At 60.8% G+C, this 23,799-nt stretch carries 16 protein-coding genes; 5 read left to right on the plus strand and 11 right to left on the minus strand.

The features are described 5' to 3' along the window. The 4 genes from ACTQV4_RS03635 to ACTQV4_RS03650 form a co-directional block, all read right to left on the minus strand. Complete coding sequence (locus ACTQV4_RS03635; RefSeq protein WP_441032990.1) at positions 1 to 1,617, minus strand: PTS transporter subunit EIIC; 1,617 nt, start codon at positions 1,615 to 1,617, stop codon at positions 1 to 3. A gap of 99 nt (positions 1,618 to 1,716) precedes the next feature. After that, positions 1,717 to 2,571 (minus strand): PRD domain-containing protein, encoded by an 855-nt coding sequence (locus ACTQV4_RS03640; protein ID WP_441032987.1) that lies wholly within the window; start codon positions 2,569 to 2,571, stop codon positions 1,717 to 1,719. A gap of 18 nt (positions 2,572 to 2,589) precedes the next feature. Further along, complete coding sequence (locus tag ACTQV4_RS03645; RefSeq protein WP_427795715.1) at positions 2,590 to 3,102, minus strand: PTS sugar transporter subunit IIA; 513 nt, start codon at positions 3,100 to 3,102, stop codon at positions 2,590 to 2,592. Between the two features lie 446 nt (positions 3,103 to 3,548). Next, entirely contained in the window at positions 3,549 to 5,753 is a 2,205-nt protein-coding gene (locus ACTQV4_RS03650) for a DEAD/DEAH box helicase (RefSeq protein WP_441540504.1), read from the minus strand. 643 nt (positions 5,754 to 6,396) lie between these two features. Between ACTQV4_RS03650 and ACTQV4_RS03655 the strand changes: the two genes are divergently transcribed. The 4 genes from ACTQV4_RS03655 to ACTQV4_RS03670 all read left to right on the plus strand — a co-directional run bounded on the left by ACTQV4_RS03655 (position 6,397) and on the right by ACTQV4_RS03670 (position 10,049). Beyond that, entirely contained in the window at positions 6,397 to 8,739 is a 2,343-nt protein-coding gene (locus tag ACTQV4_RS03655) for a heavy metal translocating P-type ATPase (protein WP_441569310.1), read from the plus strand. 147 nt (positions 8,740 to 8,886) lie between these two features. After that, positions 8,887 to 9,108 carry a heavy-metal-associated domain-containing protein gene (locus ACTQV4_RS03660; protein ID WP_154515953.1) on the plus strand — a complete coding sequence of 74 codons (222 nt, stop codon included), beginning with the start codon at positions 8,887 to 8,889 and terminating at the stop codon, positions 9,106 to 9,108. Positions 9,109 to 9,159: 51 nt separating this feature from the next. Beyond that, complete coding sequence (locus tag ACTQV4_RS03665) at positions 9,160 to 9,429, plus strand: metal-sensing transcriptional repressor (RefSeq protein WP_427717778.1); 270 nt, start codon at positions 9,160 to 9,162, stop codon at positions 9,427 to 9,429. 146 nt (positions 9,430 to 9,575) lie between these two features. Next, positions 9,576 to 10,049, plus strand: a complete 474-nt coding sequence (locus tag ACTQV4_RS03670; protein WP_427717775.1) for a hypothetical protein — start codon at positions 9,576 to 9,578, stop codon at positions 10,047 to 10,049. A 90-nt stretch (positions 10,050 to 10,139) separates the two neighbouring features. Here ACTQV4_RS03670 and ACTQV4_RS03675 read toward each other — a convergent pair whose 3' ends face one another. The 5 genes from ACTQV4_RS03675 to gltB form a co-directional block, all read right to left on the minus strand. Further along, entirely contained in the window at positions 10,140 to 11,543 is a 1,404-nt protein-coding gene (locus ACTQV4_RS03675) for an amidohydrolase family protein (RefSeq protein WP_441569311.1), read from the minus strand. 458 nt (positions 11,544 to 12,001) lie between these two features. Next, a complete protein-coding gene (locus ACTQV4_RS03680) occupies positions 12,002 to 12,934 on the minus strand; it encodes a hypothetical protein (protein ID WP_441569312.1) in 933 nt (310 codons plus the stop codon). 502 nt (positions 12,935 to 13,436) lie between these two features. Further along, positions 13,437 to 14,144: a hypothetical protein gene (locus ACTQV4_RS03685; protein ID WP_441569313.1), complete on the minus strand. Its 708-nt coding sequence runs from the start codon at positions 14,142 to 14,144 to the stop codon at positions 13,437 to 13,439. A gap of 424 nt (positions 14,145 to 14,568) precedes the next feature. Further along, positions 14,569 to 16,050, minus strand: coding sequence for a glutamate synthase subunit beta (locus tag ACTQV4_RS03690; protein ID WP_441569314.1), 1,482 nt, complete (start codon positions 16,048 to 16,050; stop codon positions 14,569 to 14,571). Positions 16,051 to 16,055: 5 nt separating this feature from the next. Then, positions 16,056 to 20,741, minus strand: coding sequence for a glutamate synthase large subunit (gene gltB / locus ACTQV4_RS03695; protein WP_441569315.1), 4,686 nt, complete (start codon positions 20,739 to 20,741; stop codon positions 16,056 to 16,058). Between the two features lie 513 nt (positions 20,742 to 21,254). On the opposite strand from gltB, the gene ACTQV4_RS03700 reads away from it, so the two are divergent. After that, positions 21,255 to 22,511, plus strand: a complete 1,257-nt coding sequence (locus tag ACTQV4_RS03700; protein WP_441054826.1) for an Nramp family divalent metal transporter — start codon at positions 21,255 to 21,257, stop codon at positions 22,509 to 22,511. A gap of 469 nt (positions 22,512 to 22,980) precedes the next feature. Here ACTQV4_RS03700 and ACTQV4_RS03705 read toward each other — a convergent pair whose 3' ends face one another. Together ACTQV4_RS03705 and ACTQV4_RS03710 are read right to left on the minus strand one after the other, a co-directional pair. Further along, positions 22,981 to 23,124, minus strand: coding sequence for a rubredoxin-like domain-containing protein (locus tag ACTQV4_RS03705; protein WP_035137395.1), 144 nt, complete (start codon positions 23,122 to 23,124; stop codon positions 22,981 to 22,983). 89 nt (positions 23,125 to 23,213) lie between these two features. Beyond that, positions 23,214 to 23,717: a flavin reductase family protein gene (locus ACTQV4_RS03710; RefSeq protein WP_441569316.1), complete on the minus strand. Its 504-nt coding sequence runs from the start codon at positions 23,715 to 23,717 to the stop codon at positions 23,214 to 23,216. Between the last annotated feature and the right edge of the window lie 82 nt (positions 23,718 to 23,799).

The following is a 23,799-nucleotide window of genomic DNA, read 5'->3' on the forward strand; positions in this document are numbered from 1 at the left end:
TTACTGCTCCTTCTCAATTGTGTTTTCGACCTTGTCGCGCATCTCGGCGACCTTCATGCCAAAGATGATCTGGATATTGTTGCCGTTGCGGTTGATGCCACTGTTGGGCACGTGGTTGATGAGGTCCTCATCGATGAGGTCCGGGTTCTTAACGTTCACGCGGAGACGCGTAAAGCAGTTCTCGAGCTCCTCGATGTTGTCCTTGCCGCCAAGACCTGCGACCAGGTCGGCAATGCCTGCATCGACGCCCTCTGCGGGAGCCGCGGCAACAGCGCCCTGTTTCACCGCAACAGATGCGGCGGCCTCGCCCTCGGCAACGGACTCGGCGAGCTCGGACTCCTCCTCGCGACCGGGAGTGTGGAGGTTGAGCTTCTTGATAAGGAGGGTGAAGAGGAAGAAGTACAGAGCGGCGTTGACGACTCCAAGCACCAGCATAACCGGCCAGTTGGTCTTGTCGACACCCAGGACCAGGTTGGAAACCACGACGTTGATGATGCCGCCTGCAGTCGAAGCGGGCACGGAGAGGACCTTGAGCAGGACCAGGAAGATGCCGGAAAGAACCGAGTGAACGACAAAGAGCACGGGAGCGGCAAAGACAAAGAGGAAGTCCATGGGCTCGGTCACGCAGGAGAGCACGACGGTGATGATCAGCGGGATGATAACAGCCTTGGTCTTGTCCTTGTTCCCCTTGTAAGCAGTGAAGATAAAGGCGAGACCGATACCGATGTAGGGCCACAGGTTGTTGAAGGCATAGCTGTTGAAGTAGGTGCTATCGGAGAAGGGCTGGCCCGTCATTGCCATCTCGGCGACACGGATGGGATAGGCGCCGGCGATAACCTGATCGCCCAGCGTCAGGGTGCCACCCACATCGGAGAACTGGAACGGGATGGAGATGAGGTGGTGCAGACCGGTGGGAACGAGCAGCTTGTTGAGCATGCCGTAGATAAACAGACCGATGTTGCCCGAATCCTTAATGATGCCGGCAACGGAGGAGATAGCACCCTGAACCGGAGGCCAAACGATGCAAAAGCCAGCGCCCATAAACCAGGAGATGATGATCATGATCAGGAACGGAAAGCGAACGCCCGAGAACATCGACAGGGCAATGGGGAACTGCTTGTTCGAGTACTTGTTGAATACGGCACCGGTGATGCAACCAAGAATGATGCCGCCAAACACGCCGGTATCGAGCACTTGGATGCCCATAACGGTGCTCTGGCCAGTTCCGGTAAGGCCGAGCATGCCGCTCGCCTCGGCAAGAGAGCCGGTGGCGTTGAGCACGATGTTGTTAGCCTGCAGGAACAGGAAGAACGACATCAGGGCGATCAGCGAAGCATGGCCCTTGTTCTTCTTTGCCATGGCGCCGGCGATGCCCACGCAGAACAGAATCGAGAGGTTGTTGATGATAAACATCAGCGACTGATAGACAACGGCGCCCACGAGCTGGAACGGACCGAAGCCCAGCACAGGGACCATGGCGCAGATGGTCTTGTTGGTCAGAATAATGCCCACGACGAGCAGAATGCCGGCAACCGAGAGATACATCATCGGCTGGACGATTGACTTCGCGAACACCTCCAACGGCGCTTTGAAATTGAACTTCTTTTTTGCGGTCATAGCGGTACTCCCCTTCCTTTTCCGCAAATTAAGACAGATGTGCCCTGGACAAGACCGTGAGCCTTGCCTTATATCAATCGATGTGTGGGCACGTTATGCCTAGAGACCAGGTTCTCCAAGCAGGTTAACAATGTGATACGCGAGATAACTCTTCTCGGCATTGGTAACGACAACGTTATAGGTAGACGACAAGTGGGCGGCTATGGCGTCCGCGCACGAGAATGCGCACGGATATGCCGTTTCATCGATTCGGAACAGCGCGTCGCCGTTGATTTGCCCTGCCGCGGGATCGAGCGCTCGCTGTGCGAAAAACTGCAGGTGACGAACGAAACGTTCATAAGGCAGCGAGGTGTCATCGAGGGTCGTAGCATAGCGCTTGGAAACAATCGCGAGCACGTCACGAACAAGCTGGACCGAAACAATCAAACGATCGGAGCGTTGCGGCATGGTGGCGTTGACGATGTGCAGCGTAATGAAACCCTGCTCTTCTTCGCTCATCTGGATGCCCATATACTCCTTGACAATCTGCAACGCACGGCCCGCAAGCGCATACTCCTTGCGATAGAACTGCTGGATCTCGAGCAGCAACGGATTCTCACAGGAGACGCCCTTGCGCTCGCGCTCCAAAGCAAGGCTGATATGGTCTGCGAGAGCAATGAGAATCTTGTCGTTGATATCAACATTGAGCTCTCGACGGAGCATCTGAACAATGTCCTCGGCAATCACGAGGTTGACGGTGGGGATGGACTCCAAAAGATGCGCCAAGCGGTCAATCGTACGCGAATCCTGAGAAGTTCCCTCCTGCAACGCGTAGGTCTTTTCGATCGACGCCTCATCGATGGCATCGCCGGCATGACGGCCAAAGCAGAGGCCTCGACCGATGACGATGAGCTCGGAGCCATCGTCCGAAGTGACCATTGCGACGTTGTTGTTAAAAACTCGCTTGATAACCACGGTACCCACCACAAGAACTTACTCAGAAAGCCAGACGACAGACTCTTTAACAACAACAGGGCCGGAAGCATGCTCACGAAGAGTCGAGTTCTCTGAGCGCTCGCACACGATAACGAAGACCGTGGGATCGAAGCCGGCGGCGCGGACCGCGTCGAAATCGACCTCGACGAGGGGCTGGCCCGCGTCGACATGGTCACCCTGGGCAACAAGCGCATGGAAGCCCTTGCCTTCAAGCTTAACAGTATCGATTCCGATATGCAGCATCACCTGAGCAGAGCTGTCGTCGGACATGATGCCCAGCGCGTGCTCAGTCGGAAACAGCGCCGCGACGGTGCCTGAAACAGGAGCGCACACCGTTCCCTCTTGGGGAACCACGGCAACGCCATCGCCCACCGCACGGCTGCTAAAAGCGGGGTCATTGGTATTTTCTAGATGAACAAGCTCGCCGGAAACGGGAGCGAGGATTTCGAACTCGGAAGCTGCAGTCTTCTGCTCATCCGAACCGCCCATTAGGCGAGAAAAGAAACCCACGGTAGCATGTCCCTTCATAAATATAGCCCAACCAAAATCAAGCGAATGCATCCATAGAGACACACCCGTTCAAAGACTTTGGTTAGGCCCACGTCCGAGGGACTCGGTAACCTTCCGCATTTCTTTTACGGAAGCTATTGTAGACAAGCCCAAAGCCGGAACAACCATTATGACCGATGAACGGTATTTTTTCTTCGATAAACGGTATTTAGGCGACACTTGGGGACACTCCTTGTTTGGTGCCTTGGGGACAGGTTACTTTGCACCAATCATGAGTTGCGGTGAAATAGGGACTGAAAAGCCGCTCAAAAGGCCAAAACAGTCCGTACTCCACCGCAACTTCAAGACGTTGGTGCATATGAACCCGTCCCCTTGCACCAAAAAGGGCCCCGAGCATAGTCTGCTCGAGGCCCAAACTCGTGTCGCCTTACCGCGCGACGCGTATGTTACTTGCGCTTGCCGCCGCCGTCACCGGGGCGACGGGAGCTGCCGCCGCGCTTGCCGCCACGATTGTTACCATAGCTGCCACGGTTATCGCGACCGCCGGCACGGCCACCACGGGAGCCGGCCTGGTTGCCGCCGCGACCGCCACGGTGGCCGCCGCGACGCTCTTCGCGGGTATCGTCGTAGTTGCGCCAGTCATCGCGACGATCTCGACTGGCACGCGGATCGCGACGATCGCGCGACTCGCCAGAACGGCCGGCGCCACTGCGGCCGCCATTGCCGCGAGCATCCTCGCGACGCTCACCGCCGCGGCCGCCGCGCTCTTCAAAGCGCTTGCCGCCACGGGACTCGCCGCCGCGGCCACCGCGCTCGTCATCGCGACCGGAACGACGACGGTCGCCCGCGCCGCGCTTGCCGCCGCGCGAGCCACGGCCCTCGTCCTCGCGCTCAACACGGCGTCGACCGCCGCGGTCCTCGTCCTCACGACGACGGCGGTGCGCCTCGCCCTGGAACTGCTTGGCACGGCGCTCGGCACGGTTGCCGCGCGGGGCCGGCTCGACGGCACCAGCACCTGCACGCTCCTCGGCAGCCACCTCGCGGGCCACGCTCTCCACGGCCTCGTCCACGCGAGCCTGAATGCCCTCGCGCACGCGGGTCTTGCCGCCGCGCTTGGGACGGCTCGGGCGCTCGCTGTCGCCACGACGCTCATCGCGACCGCGGTTGGAACGACCGGCCACATCGCCGTAATCGTCGCCGTTGCGCTTGCCGTCGCGACGCGCCTGCTCAAGCTTCTTCTTGCTCTTGGACTTACCGCGCTTGGTCTTCTTCTTCACCTTAAAGGCCGCAGGGTCGCGCTCGGGATCAACCGCGGGCGGATTGGGGCCCACGTGCAAGTCGCCGGCCTCGTAGATGTCGGCAGTCTTGTCCATGAGCTTCTCGATCTCGTAGAACTCATCCACGTCCTGCTCGGTCACAAACGTGATGGCCCAGCCCAGCTCGCCGGCGCGGCCCGTACGGCCAATACGGTGGATGTAGTCGGTCGGCTCGGCCGGCACGTCAAAGTTCACGACGTAGCGCACGTCGCTGATGTCGATGCCGCGGGCGAGCACGTCGGTTGCCACCAGCACGTCGACGGTACCGTCGCGGAAGGCCGAAAGCGCGCGCTCGCGCTGGGCCTGGCTGCGGTTGCCATGAATCGCGGCAGCCTTGATGCCCTTGCGCTCCAGACGACGGCAGCAGCTGTCGGCACGGTGCTTGGTGCGCATAAAGACGATGGTGCGCTCCGGGCCTTCCTTTTTGAGGAACTCGGGCAGCAGGTTGTTCTTGGCCTCGATGGACACCGGGAACACAAACTGGTCGACGGTGTCGGCGGTCGACGTGGCGGGCGCGATCTCCACGCGGGCCGGGTCGCTCACCAGATCGGTGATCTCGCCCACGGCCTCCTCGTCGAGGGTCGCCGAGAACAGCAGCGTCTGGCGCTCGGCCGGCGTCTCGCGCACAATACGGCGAACGGCGGGCAAAAAGCCCATGTCGAGCATGCGATCGGCTTCGTCGAGCACCAGCACCTTGACCTCGTCCAGGTGGCAGGCACCCTGTTCGATCAGATCGACCAGACGGCCCGGCGTTGCGACCAGGATATCGCAGCCGTACTTGAGAGCAGCGGTCTGCGGCTTGTAGCTCACGCCGCCCACGACGGTCACGGCAACATGGCCGGTGACGTCGGCGATCTTGCTCGCGACCTCGTCGATTTGCTGGGCGAGCTCGCGCGTAGGGGTGATGACGAGCATCACGGGGCCGCGGCCGTTGCCCTCGGGCTTTTTAGCACCGCGACGACGGTTACGGCCGCCGCGCTCGCGCACAGGTTTGGGAGGAGCGATGTGCTCCAGATTGTTCATGGTCGGCAGCAAAAAGGCGGCCGTCTTGCCGGTGCCGGTCTGAGCGGCGGCAAGCAGGTCGCGGCCCTCGAGCACCACGGGGATCGAGCCGGCCTGCACGGGCGTCGGCGCCGTGTAACCCAGGTTCTCGATGGCACGAAGTATCTCGTCCGAAAGACCCAGCTCATCAAAGGCGGGCAGGTTCTCGGTAGCGGACTCGACGGTCTCGGCGGCGCTGGCCTCGTCGGCCGCATCGAAGGCAGCCTGGGCCATGGCCTCGCGGGTCTCGTCCAGGATCTCGGCGTCGGTGACGTCGGATACAGAATTACGCATATGTTGTTGTTCCTTATCTGCACGCGCAAGGGGCACGGCATGCGGCCGCGCGGGCGTGCTTGGTAGTGCGCTAGTACATACAAAAACGGGTGCGCACAGAGAGGACGTTGCTCAGCACGCTGGCGATCGCTTTGGCAGCCCTATCACGCGCCGTCCAGACGCAGCAGCTCTAAGCGATGGAGCAGATTCGCCGCCGGTTAGTATACCCGTACTCCGTATGCCCCCACGTAAACCACAGATGACGGGGCGGACGGGGCGAGTCTGGGCCAATTGTCTCAATCTGTAACAGTTACGAGGCAAAACCAGGTCTACACGTTACGAATCGAGACAAACCAAAACCTCGTAAAACAACATCTCGATCTGTAACAGATAGAGGTCATTTTCCCTGCCAGATGTTACAGATCGAGATGTTAAGCAACCGCCGAATTGTTTGTCTCAATCTGTAACAGTAACTCGGCAAAAATGGAACTAGATGTTACAGATTGAGACGAAGGGCGAGGATGGTGCGCTAACTTGGCAGTCGACACCCGTATCGGAATGTCATACATTTCAACTTTTGCCATACACCCCCAGGGGGTATGGGTGTATAGTATCGGCATGTTAACAATTCCAACACCAAACCAAACTACAGAAAGGAGAGGCCATGGCTCAAGATAAGTTCGACGTAGGCGGCATGACATGCGCCGCCTGCCAGGCACACGTGGACCGTGCCGTGAGCAAGCTCGACGGCGTCCAAAGCGTCGCAGTCAACCTACTCGCCGGTTCCATGATGGTCGACTACGACCCCGCGAAGGTCTCCCCCGACGATATCTGCACCGCCGTCGACCGCGCGGGCTACTCGGCCTCACCCGTCAGCACGGGCACCGGTGCCGCCGGCTCAAACGGCAGCGCACAAGCCAGGTCTGGCGCCGCCCATATGGAGTCGCCCACTAAAAAGCTGGAGGCCGCCGCCTCTGCCATGCGCACCCGCCTCATCGTCTCGATCGTCTTCCTCATCCCACTGTTCTACATAGGCATGGGACACATGCTCGGCTGGCCGCTGCCCGGCATTTTCACCGACCATATCCACAGCATGACGCTCGCCCTCACCGAGCTCGTTCTGCTCATCCCCATCGTCTACGTCAACGACGCATACTTTATCAACGGGTTTAAATCGCTCGCGCACGGCGCGCCCACCATGGATGCCCTTATTGCCGTGGGCGCCACCGCTTCCATTGCCTGGTCGCTCTATGCCATGTTCATCATGGCCGACCAGCTGGCCACGGGGCAGGTGCACGAGGCCATGATGACAGGCATGGACAATCTGTATTTTGAGAGCGCGGGCACGATCCTGTCGCTCGTCACCGTGGGCAAATACCTCGAGACGCGCAGTAAGTCCAAAACCGGCGGCGCCATCGAGGCGTTCATCGATCTGGCGCCTAAAACCGCGACCGTCGTTGCCAACGACGGCAGCGAAACCACCGTCGACGTCGATAGCATCCTTCCCGGCCAGGTCCTGCGCGTGCACCCCGGCGAGTCAATCCCCGTCGACGGCGTGGTGCTCGAGGGTAGCTCGGCCGTGGACGAGAGTGCGCTCACCGGCGAGTCAATCCCCGTGGAAAAGGCCGCCGGCGACACCGTCAACGCCGCCACCGTCAACCGCACCGGCTCGTTTACCTTCCGCGCCACGCGGGTTGGTGCCGAGACATCACTCGCCAAGATTATCCAGCTCGTCGAGGACGCCAACGCCACCAAGGCGCCCATCGCCCGCATGGCCGACAAGGTCGCCGGCGTGTTCGTGCCCGTGGTGTTCGTGATCTCGGCCGTGACCTTTGCGGTGTGGATGGCACTGACCGGCAGCATAAACGAGGCGCTCACCTCCGCCGTGGCCGTGCTGGTGATCAGTTGTCCCTGCGCGCTCGGCCTAGCCACGCCCGTCGCCATTATGGTAGGCACCGGCAAGGGCGCCGAGATGGGCATTCTGTTTAAGAGCGCCGAGGCGCTGGAGAACCTGCGCGGCGTGGGTACCGTGGTGCTCGATAAGACGGGTACGGTCACCCGCGGCAAACCCGCCGTGACCGATATCGTGGTAGCCACGCGCGCCGATGGCTCGCCCGCCATGAGTGAAAAGGCGTTACTGAAGCTCGCTGCCGCGCTGGAGCGCTCGAGCGAGCATCCGCTGGCCGAGGCGATTATGACCGAGTGCGAGGCGCGCGGAATCGTGGCGCGCATGGTCGAGGACTTTGCCGCCGTGCCTGGACGAGGCGTTACGGCGCGCGAGGGGCAGAATACCATCGCAGCCGGCAACGTGCGTCTGATGAACGAGCTGGGCGCGGAGGTGCCCTCAGGACTTGCGGAGCGATTCGCCGCCGAGGGCAAGACACCGTTGTTCTTTGCCAAGAACGGCGAGCTTGTCGGCACCATTGCCGTGGCTGACGAGGTCAAGGAGACGAGCGCCGAGGCCATCGCTGTAATGCGTTCGCTCGGCGTCGACGTGCATATGCTCACCGGCGACAACCGCGTCACTGCCGAAGCAATCGCCCGCCGCGTAGGACTGAGCAGCAAGCAGGTCATCGCCGACGTGCTTCCCGCCGACAAGGAACGCCACGTGCGCGAACTGCAGGATGCGGGCGGCAAGGTCGCCATGGTGGGCGACGGCATCAACGACTCCCCCGCCCTGGCGCGCTCCGACGTGGGCCTTGCTATCGGCACCGGCGCCGACATCGCCAAGGAAGGGGCAGATGTGGTACTCATGCGCAGCGACCTCATGGACGTCGCCCGCGCTATCGAGCTTTCGCGCGCCACGATTCGCAACATCAAGCAAGACCTGTTCTGGGCGCTGTTCTACAACGGCATCGGCATTCCGCTCGCTGCGGGCGCGTTCTTCCCCCTCACCGGCTGGCAGCTCTCGCCGATGTTTGGCGCCGCGGCGATGAGCCTGTCGAGCGTGTGCGTCGTGTCCAATGCTCTGCGCCTGAAATCCTTTAAGCCTAAAGTGGCAAAATAGGCTCACCATTACGTCCATTTAGAACGGGTTTTCCAGGTGCACGAGATTGACCTGAAAGAGGAGCGACGCGTACTTTGGTACGCGAGCGACGGCTTGAAGGTCAAGGTCGGGTGCCTGGGAAAGCCAACATAACAGAGAGGAATACCCATGCGTTACACAATTAAGACTTCCGGCCTTATGTGTGGCCACTGCGACGCTACTGTCGAGACGGCACTGCTCAACGTTGCCGGCGTGACCGACGCCGATGCCGATCACGAGACTCAGACGGTACAGGTGGAGTGCGCCGACACCGTGGCCGCCGAGCAGCTCGCTGCCGCCGTCGAGAGCGCCGGCGAGAAGTTCCACGCCCTGTCCGTGACCGCAGCCTAGCAGCTACCAGAAGCATTCGACCCCATCGACCAGAAACGAGGACCCGCCATGATGGCAGACCACAAATCGGTGAACCGTATGCTCAGGACGGCGCGCGGCCAGATCGACGGCATCCTGCGGATGGTCGAGGAGGACCGCTACTGCGTCGATATTTCCACGCAGCTCATGGCCACACAGGCACTCCTCGCGCGCATTAACGCCGACGTACTCAAGGCGCATATCGAGGGCTGCGTGACTTCGGCAATCGAATCGGGCGACGAAGACCTCAAAGCCGCGAAGCTCGCCGAGATCGAACGCGTCGTCGACAAGCTCTCTAAGTAATCGGCGCATTGGGGACAGACCACTTTGCACCGTCTTGATGTTCCGAGGACGGGTATGTTTGCACCACATTGGTGCAGATTAACCTGTCCCCCTTGCTCTAAATCGGGTATAAAGGCGTGCGGCATATCGAACGAAAGGCAATTTGCATGAATGACTTTATGAAGGGCCGCAATGGCGCCGACGAGCTCACCATCGTGATGGGTTTTGCGGGCATCGTCATCGCGATGATCGGATCGATGGCCCGCGTCCAGTGGCTCAGTTGGATCGCCATCGCCGTCATCGTGATCGGCGTACTGCGCGGCCTGTCCAAAAACATCGACGCACGTCGCAAGGAGAACGAGGCCTTTGTCGCCGGCTCGGCTAAGGTCCCCGGCTTGGGCAAGTTTGTCGCCAGCTTGGGTGGCGGCGCTGCAGCGGCCAGCACCTCACGCGCGGCCGGCACCAGTAAGGAAGACTTTGAGCGCGCCAAGCGCACGGCCAAGAAGATGTGGAAGGGTCGCAAGACCACGGCATACCTCAAGTGCCCCAACTGCGGCCAGATGCTCTCCGTCCCCAAGGGCAAAGGCAAGATCCGCGTCACCTGCCCCAAGTGCCACGCCAAGATGGAGACGCGCTCGTAGCCGCCATACCGCAGGACATAATACAAGCCGAGGTCTCGCACTGGGACCTCGGCTTTTTTGAATACGACAAAGGGCCCGCCCCCGTCACACCTACGCCACGCCGTCGCGGGCAAGCTCCTCGGCAAGCGCCTCGGCTGGCATGGCCATAATCGTGTCGAGCTCGGCGTCCACCTCGGGAATACGCTTCACCTTGAGTTTGCGCACCAGATCGCCACGACACATCACGTGCATCGGCTCGCGCAGAGCACACAGGTCATCGAGCGGGTTCTCGCGCGTCACCAGGATATCGGCAGCCTTGCCGCACTCGATCGCACCGGTCTCGCCGCCCAGCCCCAGCAGCTCAGCATTGACCTGCGTAGCCGTATGCAGCGCAAACGCATTGCTCACGCCCACGTACTTGGCAAAATAGGCCACCTCGCGCCACATGTCGTACTGGGTCACGAACGGGCAGCTCGAATCCGTACCCAGGCCTACCTTGATACCGGCTTCCAGCGCCGCACGAGCGCTCTCGATAATGCCCGAGCACACGATATCGCCGTTCTTCTTTTGCGTGTCAGTCGAATGAGTCTTCTCCGGATCGAGCAGCACAAACGGCAGTGCGGGGCTGATCGTGCAGGTCACACTCGGCGCACGCCCCTCGAGCTGAGTTCCCGCGGCGCCGCGGTACAGCTCCAGGATCTCGGGCGTCAACGGAGCGCCGTGCTCGATCGTATCGACGCCGGCCTCGAGCGCGGCCTTCACGCCCTCGGTGCTCTCGACATGAGCCATAACCGGAAGGCCCATATCGTGCGCTGCCTTGCACGCCGCCGCGGCAACCTCCACCGGCATACGCAGCACGCCCGGCTCGCCCACCTCGGTCGCATCGAACACGCCGCCCGTTACGAACAGCTTAATGACGTCGGCACCGCGCGCATACAGGTCGCGCACCTGTTCGGCCGCCTCGGAGGGACTGTTGGCCACCTGGGCGAACAAGCCCGCGCCGTGGCCACCCGGCACCGTGACGCCCGTTCCCGGCGCCACCAAACGTGGACCCTGATACTTGCCGGCGTCGATAGCATCGCGCACGGCCAGATCGGCAAACAGCGGGTCGCCCGCGCCGCGCACCGTGGTCACGCCACTTGCCAGCTGCTGTTGGGCGCTGCCCTTAAGGATGCGGCGGACAATGGCGCGCCCCACGGGATTATCGAGCTTCTTCATCAGCGCGCCCGCATCGCCCGCCGAAACCGGCTTGCCCGAGCCACACAGATGCACATGCATATTGATGAGGCCCGGCATGAGATACGCCCCGGCCAGGTCGAGGACCTCGGCACCTGCAGGCGCCTGCGCAACAGCGCTCGGCCCCATCCACGTGATGACACCGCGCTCAACGGCCACGGCCATGTCGGGCTGCGGCTCCATATGCTCCGAACCATCCAGGACGGTCGCATTGATAAACAACGTGGAACGATCGGCAGACGCCATATCGAGCTCCTCCCTCACGATTAACTTGAACATTTGTCCATTATCACCTAATGCAGCAAACTAAAGTCGAACATATCGGTTAGCGGAGGGACGAGAGAGCTGTGAGGGCAAACGGAGACAGCACGGCAATGCTCCGGCCGTTCCAGCAAAACGTCTTGATTTGTAACAGGTAGACCAGGTTTTAGCAGCCAGATGTTACAGATTGAGATCTTTCGGCACCGCGTCCAGCCTTTGTCTCAATCTGTAACAGTTGGGTCGAATTTTGGCCGCTAGATGTTACAGATCGAGATATTCTCCAGCCCTGTCGTCAAACATCTAAATCTGTAACATGTAGACAGGTTTTCGGCCTCTAGATGTTACAGATTTAGATCTTTTAGCGGCAGCCAACCTTCTGTCTCGATCTGTAACAGTTACGAGGCCAAACGGCCCCTTGTTGTTACAGATCGAGACAAACTCGACGGGAACAACCACATCCGCGTTAGTCATATCCCTCAGCGCCCATACCACTGACGCTTCCATCCCTCAGCCAAATCGGCCCGCTGCGAAATACCCGCCAGCCTCATCTTTTCAGCTAGCTTCCCCGGGTTCTTGAGCTCATCAAACGTGAACCTCAGCACTTTGTGCCCGAGCAATGTCAGATGAGATTCTCGCTGACGCTCTGCTACGAACGGGTCGACCGACTCCCGGTCCCCACCATCCTGCAGGGTATACTTTCCTCTTCCGTCGAGCTCGCCAATCACGCACGTCCCGTCCTCGAGCCTCCAGAAATAATCGACCCGAAACACTTGGCCCGGATCGAGCGGATCGCGAAACTCCACCTGCAACTCTGGCACCGGAAAACCGTATGCAATAAAGAACGCTCGGAACCGAAACTCGCCACCGTTTTCGGACAGCCCGTCCGCATGCGACGCAATCACCTGAGCTCTGCGATACCCGCGTCTGCCCTCGCAATCGACCTGGAGCCGTTCGCAGAGGTCGTCGCGCGATATGCCCTTCGCCCGCAGCGCAGAATCGGCAATCGCCAGACCATATGAAAACGGCGCACGCAGCAGACAATCCTCCACCGTGCGCCAAAACGGCGTCACTCGCACGCCGTCGACGCGCTCAAGCGCACCCGACGCCTGCGGACGCAGCAGCCTATATCCCGTACTCAACGCCACCGAACAACCCGTCTTGACCAAGTAACGCGGCCCGAGCAGATCATTCGGCACCTCCAGACCCCATATCAGCGCGGCGTCATACCCCCAAAACGCCCAATCGGGATGAAACTCCGCAAGCCCCTTGATGGTCCGCCGAGCCCGCTCCGGCGGCGTCAGCGCATCCCATTCATGCTGAAAACAGAATAGGTGCGATTCGGGCTCCGCAATATCGTCTGTGCCCACATGGCGCCGCAGCCACATGAGCTCGGCATTGTCGTGTGTCACAAGCACCACGCCTTGTTCAGCCGCCTCCGTGAGCCTGGCAAGCATCCTATTCCGCGCCAAGGTGCTACGTACTGCATGTTTGTGTTTGAAAACGGTATTAGACACTTTCATCACTACCACGTCAGACAAATGGACCATCGTCACCGTTGCCTCCGCTGACAAATGTCTTGATCTGTAACAGGAAGACAGTCTTTGAGCCTCTAGTTGTTACAGATTTAGATTGTTCGGCACCGCGCCCAACCTTTGTCTCGATCTGTAACAGTTAGGTCGAATTTTGGCCTGCAAATGTTACAGATCAAGACATCCCCCCTGCCAGGTGCCAAACATCTCGATCTGTAACAGTTAGACGTTCTCCAGACCCCTAAACGTTACAGATTTAGACAAACCAGCAACGCCCAAGCATTCGTCTCGATCTGTAACGGGTAGACCGGTTTTTTGTCCCTAGACGTTACAGATCGAGATATAAAGGCAGAAGGCAAGGCAGGCGGCAGATGCCCATCCCCTACTCCCATTCCTGTTCGTAGATATTGAGAGACTTTACGTAGCGCCCCTGGGCACCCATGATGTCGCGAACCAGCCGTAAGAAGAAGCTGATACACGAGGTATCGAAGCCATCTTCTAGGTCCTCAGGATGCACGGCGCCAGGCCCGTCGACCGCCGTATCGCTCAGGCGCGCAATGTCGTAGAGGTAGAGCTGCCCCGCCGTCAGCCAGACATCGTCGACGCACGCGAGGCGCACCGCAATCGCGCCATCGCGCCAGTGCTCCTTTTGCACGATATGCGGATCGTAGACGTCAAAGCGACGGTCGGTACGCGTGTCACGCAGCGCGACCATACCGGTCGCGGGATCCTTATCCAAAATGCCAAAGCGCGAAAAATAGTGCGTGCCGCGTACCTGTTCGAGCCGTCTGAGCGAGACAGGCGAAAGCGACGCCGGCGGCTCGTCAACATACAGCTCAAGCAGCGTCTTGCCATGGTAATAGGGACGCTCGAACAGCAGCCAATCGGTAAATGCCATGTTATAGGCCATGATTTCATTTTGCGAGGGCTCCTCGCAATAGCTGAGCCATGGATCGACTATCACTTCGAACTGTGTACGCGCCGCCTCCAAAAACTGAAACTTGCGAAGCATCCAAAACTGGGCCATGCCGGCAATATCGTCACCGACGGCCTCGGCCATACGTCCCCGGTCCAAAACATGATCAGCCATGGCATCCTCCTCAAACTGATAAACCTCAATTTGAGCTTACGAGGAGGGCGGGTGGTCGCCGCCATCACGGGCGAAATGGGCATCGGGCTGCAAACCAGATGCTGACCAAGCACTTGACGGGATACTTGCAGATTATGCAAATTGCCACAAAATTGCGGGTAGAACTAGACAAATCACCCGCGCCGCTGTCCGCAAACAACTAAAGCCGCCACATAAACAGCAGAGCGCAACGAGCGCAAACGCCAACGGGTAGGCATCCAAACGTCGGCAAACGAGCAAAACGCTCGCAAACCCGCAAGGAGTGTCCCCGGATGCCGGCACGTAAGGAACGTCCCCAGCTGCCGGCACTTGGGGACGTTCCTTATATGCCGGCCGTTGGGGACAGCCCTTGCCGATTCGATTGTTGAGCAACTCCGTGATTGTCTTACAGCCCCAGCGCCTCGGCGACCTCGGCTGCGCAGGCGAGGGCATCGGCCATGGCACTCACCACGAGCGAGCTGCCGTTGCGGGCATCGCCGGCCACATACACCGGCGCGGCATCCGCGGCAACGCCATCCACGCGAGCCGCAAGATGCGAGTCCTCGGAGGCCATCACGGGCAACGGACGGCCCGCCGTGGCAATAGGCACGTCAACAGCGTCGAACACGCCGTGCTCCGGACCCGTAAAGCCACAGGCGATCAGCACCAGCTGGGCCGGCACCTCGTGCTCGGAGCCCGCAATGCGCTCGGGCTTGCCGGCCGACCAGTCCAGATCGACCACGCGCAGGCCCGCGGCCGCGCCCTTCTTGTCCAGCAATACCTCGAGCGTATCCACGCCCCAAGCACGCATCTCGCCGCCCATGGCAGCGATAGCCTCCTGCTGACCGTAGTCGGTCTTCTTAACGTTGGGCCACTGCGGCCAAGAATTGCTCGCCGCACGCTTATCGGGCGCGGCCGGCAAGAACTCAAACTGACGCACACTGCGTGCACCCTGGCGCACCGCGGTACCCACGCAGTCGTTGCCGGTATCGCCGCCGCCAATGACCACAACGTCCAGGCCGCGCGCGTTCACCGCGGGCTCACCGCCATCGAGCACCGAGACGGTCGAAGCCGTCAGGTAGTCCACGGCATACACCACGCCCGGGGCATCCACATTCGTAGCCAAAAGACCGCGGGGCGTACGAGCACCGGCAGCCACCACAACGGCGTCAAAACCATTGAGCTTGGCCGCCACCGCAGGGTTCGTAACGTCAGTACCCAGCTCAAAGACAATGCCCAGCTCGCGCATGAGCGCCACGCGGCGCTCGACCACGGACTTCTCGAGCTTCATGTTGGGAATGCCGTACATGAGCAGACCGCCTGGGCGGTCGTCGCGCTCAAACACCGTCACGCGGGCACCGCGACGCGCAAGTTCCCATGCAGCCACCAGGCCAGCCGGGCCGGAACCAACCACGGCGACCGAGGGTGCGTCCTCCCCTGCCGGCTCAAAGCGACGCGGGCCGCCGTTTGCCCATTCGTGGTCGCTGATCGCGCGCTCGTTATCGTGAATCGTTGTGGGCTGGCCGTCGACCGAACCCAGGTTGCATGCAGCCTCGCACAGTGCCGGGCATACGCGGCTCGTAAACTCGGGCATGGGCGAGGTGAGCGACAGGCGCTCGGCCGCATCGTCCCAGCGACCGCGATACACCAGCTCGTTCCACTCGGGAATCAGGTTATGCAGCGGACAGCCACTCGGACGCGCCTTGCCAAAGCTCGCACCCATCTGGCAAAACGCCACGCCGCACATCATGCAGCGGCTCGCCTGGGCGCGGCGCGCATCGTCGTCGAGCTCCACATACAGCGGATCGAAATCGCGGCTGCGCTCCTCCACGGGGCGCAGCTCGTGGGTCACGCGATCGATATCAAGAAAAGCACCGGGCTTACCCATGGCACTTACGCCTCCTTCTTGGTCGAAGCAGCAGGGCTGGCAGCCACGGGCGCACCGCCCGCGACATCAAAGCGAGCGACATCCGCGGCGCTCGCGCGGCCGGTCACGATGTCAAACGCCAACTCCTCGGCCTGCGCGTGCGTCTTGCCCACGGCCTCGGCCGCAGCGACAATCGCCAGCACGCGCTCGTACTCGGTCGGAATGACCTTCACAAAGTGCTTACTCATCGTCTCAAAGCTGTAGAGCAGCTTAATGCCGCGCGGGCTCTGCGTCGCGTCCACGTGCTCCTGGATGAGCGCGCGAATCTGCGCCAGCTCGACAGCCGTCGGGGCCTTGAGTTCCACGCTCTCGTGGTTCACACGGGCTTCGAGCGTGCCGTACTGGTCAAAGACATAGGCCACGCCACCCGTCATACCGGCGGCGAAGTTCTGCCCGACCTCGCCCAAGATGAGCGCCAGGCCGCCCGTCATGTACTCGCAGCCATGGTTGCCGCAGCCCTCGACCACCACAGTGGCACCGGAGTTACGCACGCCAAAGCGCTGGCCTGCCAGGCCGTTAATAAAGCCGCGGCCGCTCGTGGCACCAAAGAACGCCACGTTGCCCACGATGATGTTCTCGTCGAACTTGTAGGTCGCATGCGGGTTGGGGCGCACCGACACCTCGCCGCCCGAAAGGCCCTTGCCAAAGTAGTCGTTGGCGTCGCCGCACACGTTGAGCGTAATGCCGCGCGGCAGAAAGGCGCCAAAGCTCTGACCGGCCGAACCATCGCAATCGATGGTGATGGAGCCGGCGGGCAGGCCCTCGGGATGCGCCTTGGTCACCGCATTGCCCAGGATGGTGCCCACGCAACGGTTGACGTTGGCGATATCGGCGCGGAAGCGAATCGGGCGCAGGTGTGCACGGGCATCGGCCGTATAGGGCACGAACAACGTGGAGTCGAGCGTCTTGTCGAGCTCGCTGTCCGCAGCCATCTGCGGCAGGAAGTGGCGACCGTCGGCGCCCGGGATATGGGCACCGAACTCGCAGGTCGCGCTCGCCAGCACGGGCGACAGATCAAGCAGGTTGGCCTTGCGGTTGCCCGGTACCTCGATCTGGCGCAGGCACTCGGGATGGCCGACCATCTCGTCGACGGTGCGGAAGCCCAGGCTCGCCATGACCTCACGCAGCTGCTCGGCAACAAAGAGCATAAAGTGCTCAACGTGCTCGGGCTTGCCGCGGAAGCCGCGACGCAGGCGACAGTTTTGCGTGGCGATGCCGGCCGGGCAGGTGTCCTGCTGGCAGTCGCGCTGCATGAGGCAGCCCATGGAGATGAGCGGCATGGTCGCAAAGCCAAACTCCTCGGCGCCCAGCAGGCAGGCGACGGCAACATCGGTGCCGTCCATGAGCTTGCCGTCGGCCTCAAGCACCACGCGGGAGCGCAGGCCGTTTTGCAGCAACGTCTGCTGAGCCTCGGCAAGGCCGAGCTCCAGCGGCAGGCCGGCGTGCCAAATGGAATCGCGCGCCGCGGCACCCGAGCCGCCATTGTGGCCGCTGATCAAGATCTTGTCGGCGGCACCCTTGGCCACACCGGTGGCGATGGTGCCGACGCCGGCCTCGCTGACCAGCTTGACCGACACGCGCGCACCGGGGTTGGCGTTCTTAAGATCAAAGATCAGCTCTGCCAGGTCCTCGATGGAGTAGATGTCGTGGTGCGGCGGAGGCGAGATCAGGCCGATGCCGGGCGTGGACTGACGGACCTCGGCGATCCAGGGGTAGACCTTCTTACCGGGCAGGTGGCCACCCTCGCCGGGCTTGGCGCCCTGGGCCATCTTGATCTGAATCTCGAAGGCGCTGCACAGGTAGCGGCTCGTTACGCCAAAGCGCGCACTTGCCACCTGCTTGATGGCGGAGTTCTTGGAGTCACCGTTAGCCAGCGGGGTCTCGCGACGCGGATCCTCGCCGCCCTCGCCCGAGTTAGAGCGTCCATGCAGGCGGTTCATGGCGATGGCCATGCACTCGTGCGCCTCTTTGCTGATAGAACCGTACGACATGGCACCGGTGTTAAAGCGGCGGACGATGTTGCGCGCGGGCTCCACCTCGTCGAGCGAAACCGGCGTGCAGCCGTTGGCATTAAAGTCGAGCAAGTCACGCAGGCGCACGGCACGGCCGGTGCGGTGCAGGCGGGCGCTGTACTCCTTAAAGGTGTCGTAGCTGTCCTCACGACAGGCGGTCTGCAGCAAGTAGACAGTCTGCGGATCGATGAGGTGATCCTCGCCGCCGAGCGGGCGCCACTTGGTCAGACCCAGCGTGGGCAGCTGATCGGGAGCCGGGCTCTTAAGGATTGCGAGCGCGGCGTCGTAGCGCTCGTTTTGCTCGCGCTCAACGTCCTCGACACCCATACCGCCCACGCGGCTCACCGTGCCGGCGAAGTACGCGTTGACGAACTCCGGCGTAAAGCCCACGGCCTCGAAGATCTGCGCCGAATGGTAGCTCTGCACCGTGGAGATGCCCATCTTGGACATGATGGAAACGATGCCGGCGGTCGCAGCCTTATTGTAGTTGGCGATGCCCTGCTCGGCTGTCACGTCCAGATCGCCGTGCGCCGCCAAGTCGCGAATGCACGCATGCGCGTTGTACGGATAGATGCCGCTCGCGGAGTAGCCCACCAGCGCCGCAAAGTCGTGCGGAGACACGGCGTCGCCACACTCCACCACAATGTCGGCAAAGGTACGCACGCCGGCGCGGATCAGGTGGTTGTGCACGCAGCCCACGGCGAGCAGCGACGGCACGGGTACCTCGTCCGCTCCGGCGCGATCGCTCAACACCACGATGTTCACGCCGTCGCGGACCGCAGCCTCAACGTCCTCTGCAAGCTGCTTGAGCGCAGCCTGCAGCGCGCCCTCTCCGGCATCGCGGCGGTAAACGGCACGGAAACGGCAGGTCTTAAAGCCAACACGGTCAATCGCGCAAATGCGGTCGAACTCCTCCTCGCTCAGCAGCGGGCGCTCCAGACGCACCAGTTGGCAGGCCGTACGAGAGTCCTCGAGCAGGTTGCCGTGGTTGCCCAGGTAGAGCGTGGTCGAGGTGACCATATGCTCGCGCAGGGCGTCGATCGGCGGGTTCGTGACCTGGGCGAACAGTTGATAGAAGTAGTCAAAGAACGAGCGCGTCTTCTTGGACAGGCAGGCCAGCGGCGCATCGATACCCATCGAGGCGAGCGGGGCCTTGCCCTGCTGGGCCATGGGGCGCACGACCTCGTCAACATCATCCCAGTGGTAGCCGAGCTTGGCCATACGCACGGCGGCAGGCACCTCGGCATCCTCGGCGGGCGTTGCCGCGGCGGGCTTGTCGAGCGCGTCAACGGTCAGCGTCTCCTCGGCAATCCAGTCGCGGTAGGGCTTTTCCTTGGCATAGCGGGCGCGCAGCTCGTCATTGTAGATCACACGGCCGCGGGCAAAATCGACCTCGAGCATCTGGCCCGGTCCCAAACAACCGCTTGTCAGGATATTCTCGGGACGCACCTCGATGGTGCCCACCTCACTTGCCAGCATAAAGCGGCCGTCGCGCGTCACGTAGTAGCGAGCCGGGCGCAGGCCGTTGCGGTCAAGGGCGGCACCCAGCGTACGGCCGTCGGTAAAGGCGATGGCCGCCGGGCCGTCCCAGGGCTCCATGAGCATGGACTGGTAGGCATCGTAGGCGCGACGCTCCTCGCTCAGGTTGTCGTTGTGGTCCCACGGCTCGGGCAGCAACATGGACGCGGCACGCGTAAGCGGACGGCCGTTCATGACCAAAAACTCGAGTACATTATCCAGAATCGCGGAGTCGGAACCCTCACGGTTGATGATGGGCATCACACGCTCAAGATCATGCTGCAGCACGGGACTGTACAGGTTAGGTTCGCGGGCGCGAATCCAGTTGACGTTGCCCTTGAGGGTGTTGATCTCGCCGTTGTGGATAATAAAGCGGTTGGGATGTGCGCGCTCCCAGCTAGGCGTGGTGTTGGTGGAGTAGCGCGAGTGGACGAGCGCCACGGCCGTCTTGACGGCGGCGTCGTTGAGATCGATAAAGAAGCGGCGCATCTGCGTGGCGACCAGCATGCCCTTGTACACGATGGTGCGCGAGCTCATGGAGCACACATAGAAGATCTTGTCGCGCAGGGCAAACTCGGCGTCGGCCTTCTTTTCGATGGTGCGGCGGCACACGTACAGGCGACGCTCAAAGGCATCGCCGGCGGGCGTGTCGTCCGGACGGCCCAGGAAGGCCTGCAGGATGGTGGGCATGCAGGCGCGGGCCGTCTCGCCCAGATCGTGAGGGTCGACCGGCACCTCGCGCCAAAAGAGCAGCGGCACGCCGGCCTCGGCACAGCCTTCCTCAAACACGCGGCGGGCATCCTCTACGCCCTTGTCGTCCTGCGGGAAGAACAGCATGGCCACGCCATAGTCGCCCTCTGCCGGCAGAATCTGGCCGCACTTTTGAGCCTCTTTGCGGAAAAAGTGATGCGGAACCTGGAACAGGATGCCGGCGCCGTCGCCGGTATTCTTCTCGAGTCCCGTGCCACCGCGGTGCTCCAAGTTGACCAGAATGGACAGCGCATCGTCCAGAATCTGGTGGTGGCGCTCACCGTTGATATCGGCAAGCGCGCCGATGCCACATGCATCGTGGTCGAATTCGGGGCGATAAAGGCCCTGCTGCTGAGCGGAATCTGCCTGCATCGCGATCCTCCCCTAGATATTTAGACAGTCAGTTGAATAGGCATACTAGAAGCATCGCCGGCCCATTGTGTTTCCCGCCCGTTTCGAAACAATTGCGTAACGCACGCCCTACGAGTGGACACCGCGGAGCTCAAGGGCAACAACAAGGGCCCCAGGTTCGGCCTGTAAGCTCACCGCTTCAAACATCTCAATCTGTAACAGGAGGACCCAATTTCGACGACTAACTGTTACGGATTGAGATGTTCTCGAAAGACGGTTCCGAATGTCTCAATCTGTAACACGAAGGGCCGGTTTTGGCGGTCAGCTGTTACGGATCGAGATTTTCCATAGGACCATTTCTTCCTGTCTCGATCTGTAACACCTAGGCCCAATTTCCATCCCTAGTTGTTACAGATCAAGACATTTCGGCAACCCCCTTTTACCATCACAACAATTTTGTTAGTCATGATCAAATTTTGAGCCTAAAACGGGTATCCTTTGCGGCGTCAAACAAACGGCACGCAGGAGTGCACCATGATCGACCATCTCAAACATCACTTTGGCTCCCCGCGCACCGGCGGCCACGGCGGACTCGACATCGCACGGCATATCGGCCCCGGGTTGCTCGTGACCGTCGGCTTTATCGACCCGGGCAATTGGGCCTCCAATATGGCCGCCGGCTCGCAGTTTGGCTACGCGCTGCTGTGGATCGTCACGCTATCCACGATCATGCTCATCGTGCTGCAACACAACGCGGCTCACTTGGGCATCGCCACGGGCATGTGTCTTGCCGAGGCCACGACGCGCCACCTGCCCCGCCTCGTCGGGCGTGCGATACTCGGCAGCGCGTATCTAGCCACGGTCGCCACCGCCATGGCCGAAGTCCTGGGCGGTGCGATCGCACTTCAAATGCTCTTTGGCCTGCCCGTACGTGCCGGCTGTATCATCGTGGCGGCGGCATCGATTGCCATGCTCATGACAAGCTCCTACAAACGCGCCGAACGCTGGATCATCGCCTTCGTGGGCGTGGTGGGACTTTCGTTTTTAGCCGAGCTTCTGCTGGTCAAGGTCGACTGGCCGCAAGCCGCCACAAGCTGGATTACACCCAGTATGCCCACCGGCTCAGTCGCGATTATCGTAAGTGTCCTAGGCGCGGTCGTTATGCCCCACAACCTCTTCCTGCACTCCGAGGTCATCCAATCCATGCACTTCGAAGGCCAAGGCGAGCAGGTTATCGAAGAACGCCTGCACTACGAGCTCTTCGACACGCTCTTTTCGATGGGTGTGGGCTGGGCAATCAACTCGGCCATGGTCATCCTGGCCGCAACGACCTTCTTTGCGCACGGCATTGTCGTAGACGACCTCGCCGTCGCAGCGGCCACGCTCTCCCCCATTCTGGGCCCGGCAAGCTCGACCATCTTTGCGGTGGCACTGCTGTTTGCGGGCATATCGAGTAGCGTGACGGCGGGCATGGCGGCGGGCACCATCACCGCGGGCATATTCGACGAGGAATACGACATCCACGACCGACATTCCTCGATCGGAGTGGCAGCCTGTTTCGTCGGCGCAGTGGCGGCGTGCCTGATCGTCCCGAATCCTTTTGAGGGTCTCATTTGGAGTCAGGCACTGTTGTCGCTTCAGCTGCCGATTACGGTCTTTGTGCTCATACGACTCACCAGCTCGCCCCGCGTCATGGGCAAATACGCCAACTCGCGCCCGCTCAACGCGTTGCTCGTAGGGATCGGTGTCATCGTGACGATTCTCGACATCGTGCTGCTAACGGGGATGTAATGGGATGGCGTGACTGTCCAGATATAACGTCTCAATCTGTAACACGTGAGGCCGTTTTGAGCCCTTAGATGTTACAGATTGAGATTTTCTGAGAGATAGTTTCAGTTTGTCTCGATCTGTAACAAGTGGACCCAATTTCCGCGCCCAGATGTTACAGATCGAGATATTTCTTCAGCCCCAACCTTTTGTCTCGATCTGTAACAAGTAGAGGGGTTTTACGTGCCTAAATGTTATAGATTGAGATTTTGAGAATGATGGTTTTGGTTTGTCTCGTTCTGTAACAGGAAGACCCGTTTTGAGCCGTTAGATGTTGCAGGTTAAGACAAAAGGTCGGCCGGACTCACAACAGACAGGATCGGCTAATAGCAGCCGTGATCCCTTGGGGACGGAGGAAAAGGGCCCCGGCCGGGATATCCGACCGGGGCCCTTGGACAGAGCTATATGTTGCTGCAAGTCGTGTGTCTACGAGCTACTCCTCGACGAGCTCAAACTGATCGGGACCGACGCCACACACCGGGCACACGTAATCCTCGGGCAGTTCGGGCGTGTCGACCTCTACCTCGTAACCGCAAACGGTGCACACGAACTTGTACGTCTTCTTTTCCTCGGCCATGATGTTCTCCTCTCGAACGTGGCTGCTGATGTACTTTGCTTATTAGTATATATTCTTAATAATATAATGCAAGCGGTTTTACCGCATTTCTACCCTTGGTACGAAGACGCCTTGGGCGGCGTCTTGCCCTTCAGGACCTTATGGTAGTAATCGTAGGTGAGCGGCGTCTCGTCGCTCAGGCGCTCGGCATCCTCGACCTCGCCGATAAACAGTAGATGCGTGCCCACATCCACTGTGTCGATCAAACGGCAGCTAAACAAGGCCGCCGCATGCTCGGGAACATAGGGCATGCCCAGTGCGGTCTCGCACGTCTCGTACTTGGCAAATTTGTCATAGTTGCTGCTGGTACGGAATCCAAAGTTACCAATGTAGGGCATATCGGCCGTCTGATCGATCACGGTCAGCGCAAAGGCCTTGGCAGACGAGATAACGCTAGACGTGACATTTTCCTTGTTCACGGCAACCGAAATGCGCGGCGGCGTGGACGTCACCTGCACCGCGGTGTTGATAATGCAGCCGGCGCGCGACCCATCTGCCGCGGCACTCACCACATACAGCCCGCAGGGCATCGTAAAGAACGCAGTTTTATCCAAAACGATCACTCCCCTAACTCGGAATTGAGCCTTGCAGACGTATATACCCACAATGAGACATATGTGTCAGAACGGTAAGAAA

Source organism: Collinsella sp. LCP19S3_B11, assembly GCF_052121915.1.
Lineage (GTDB): Bacteria > Actinomycetota > Coriobacteriia > Coriobacteriales > Coriobacteriaceae > Collinsella.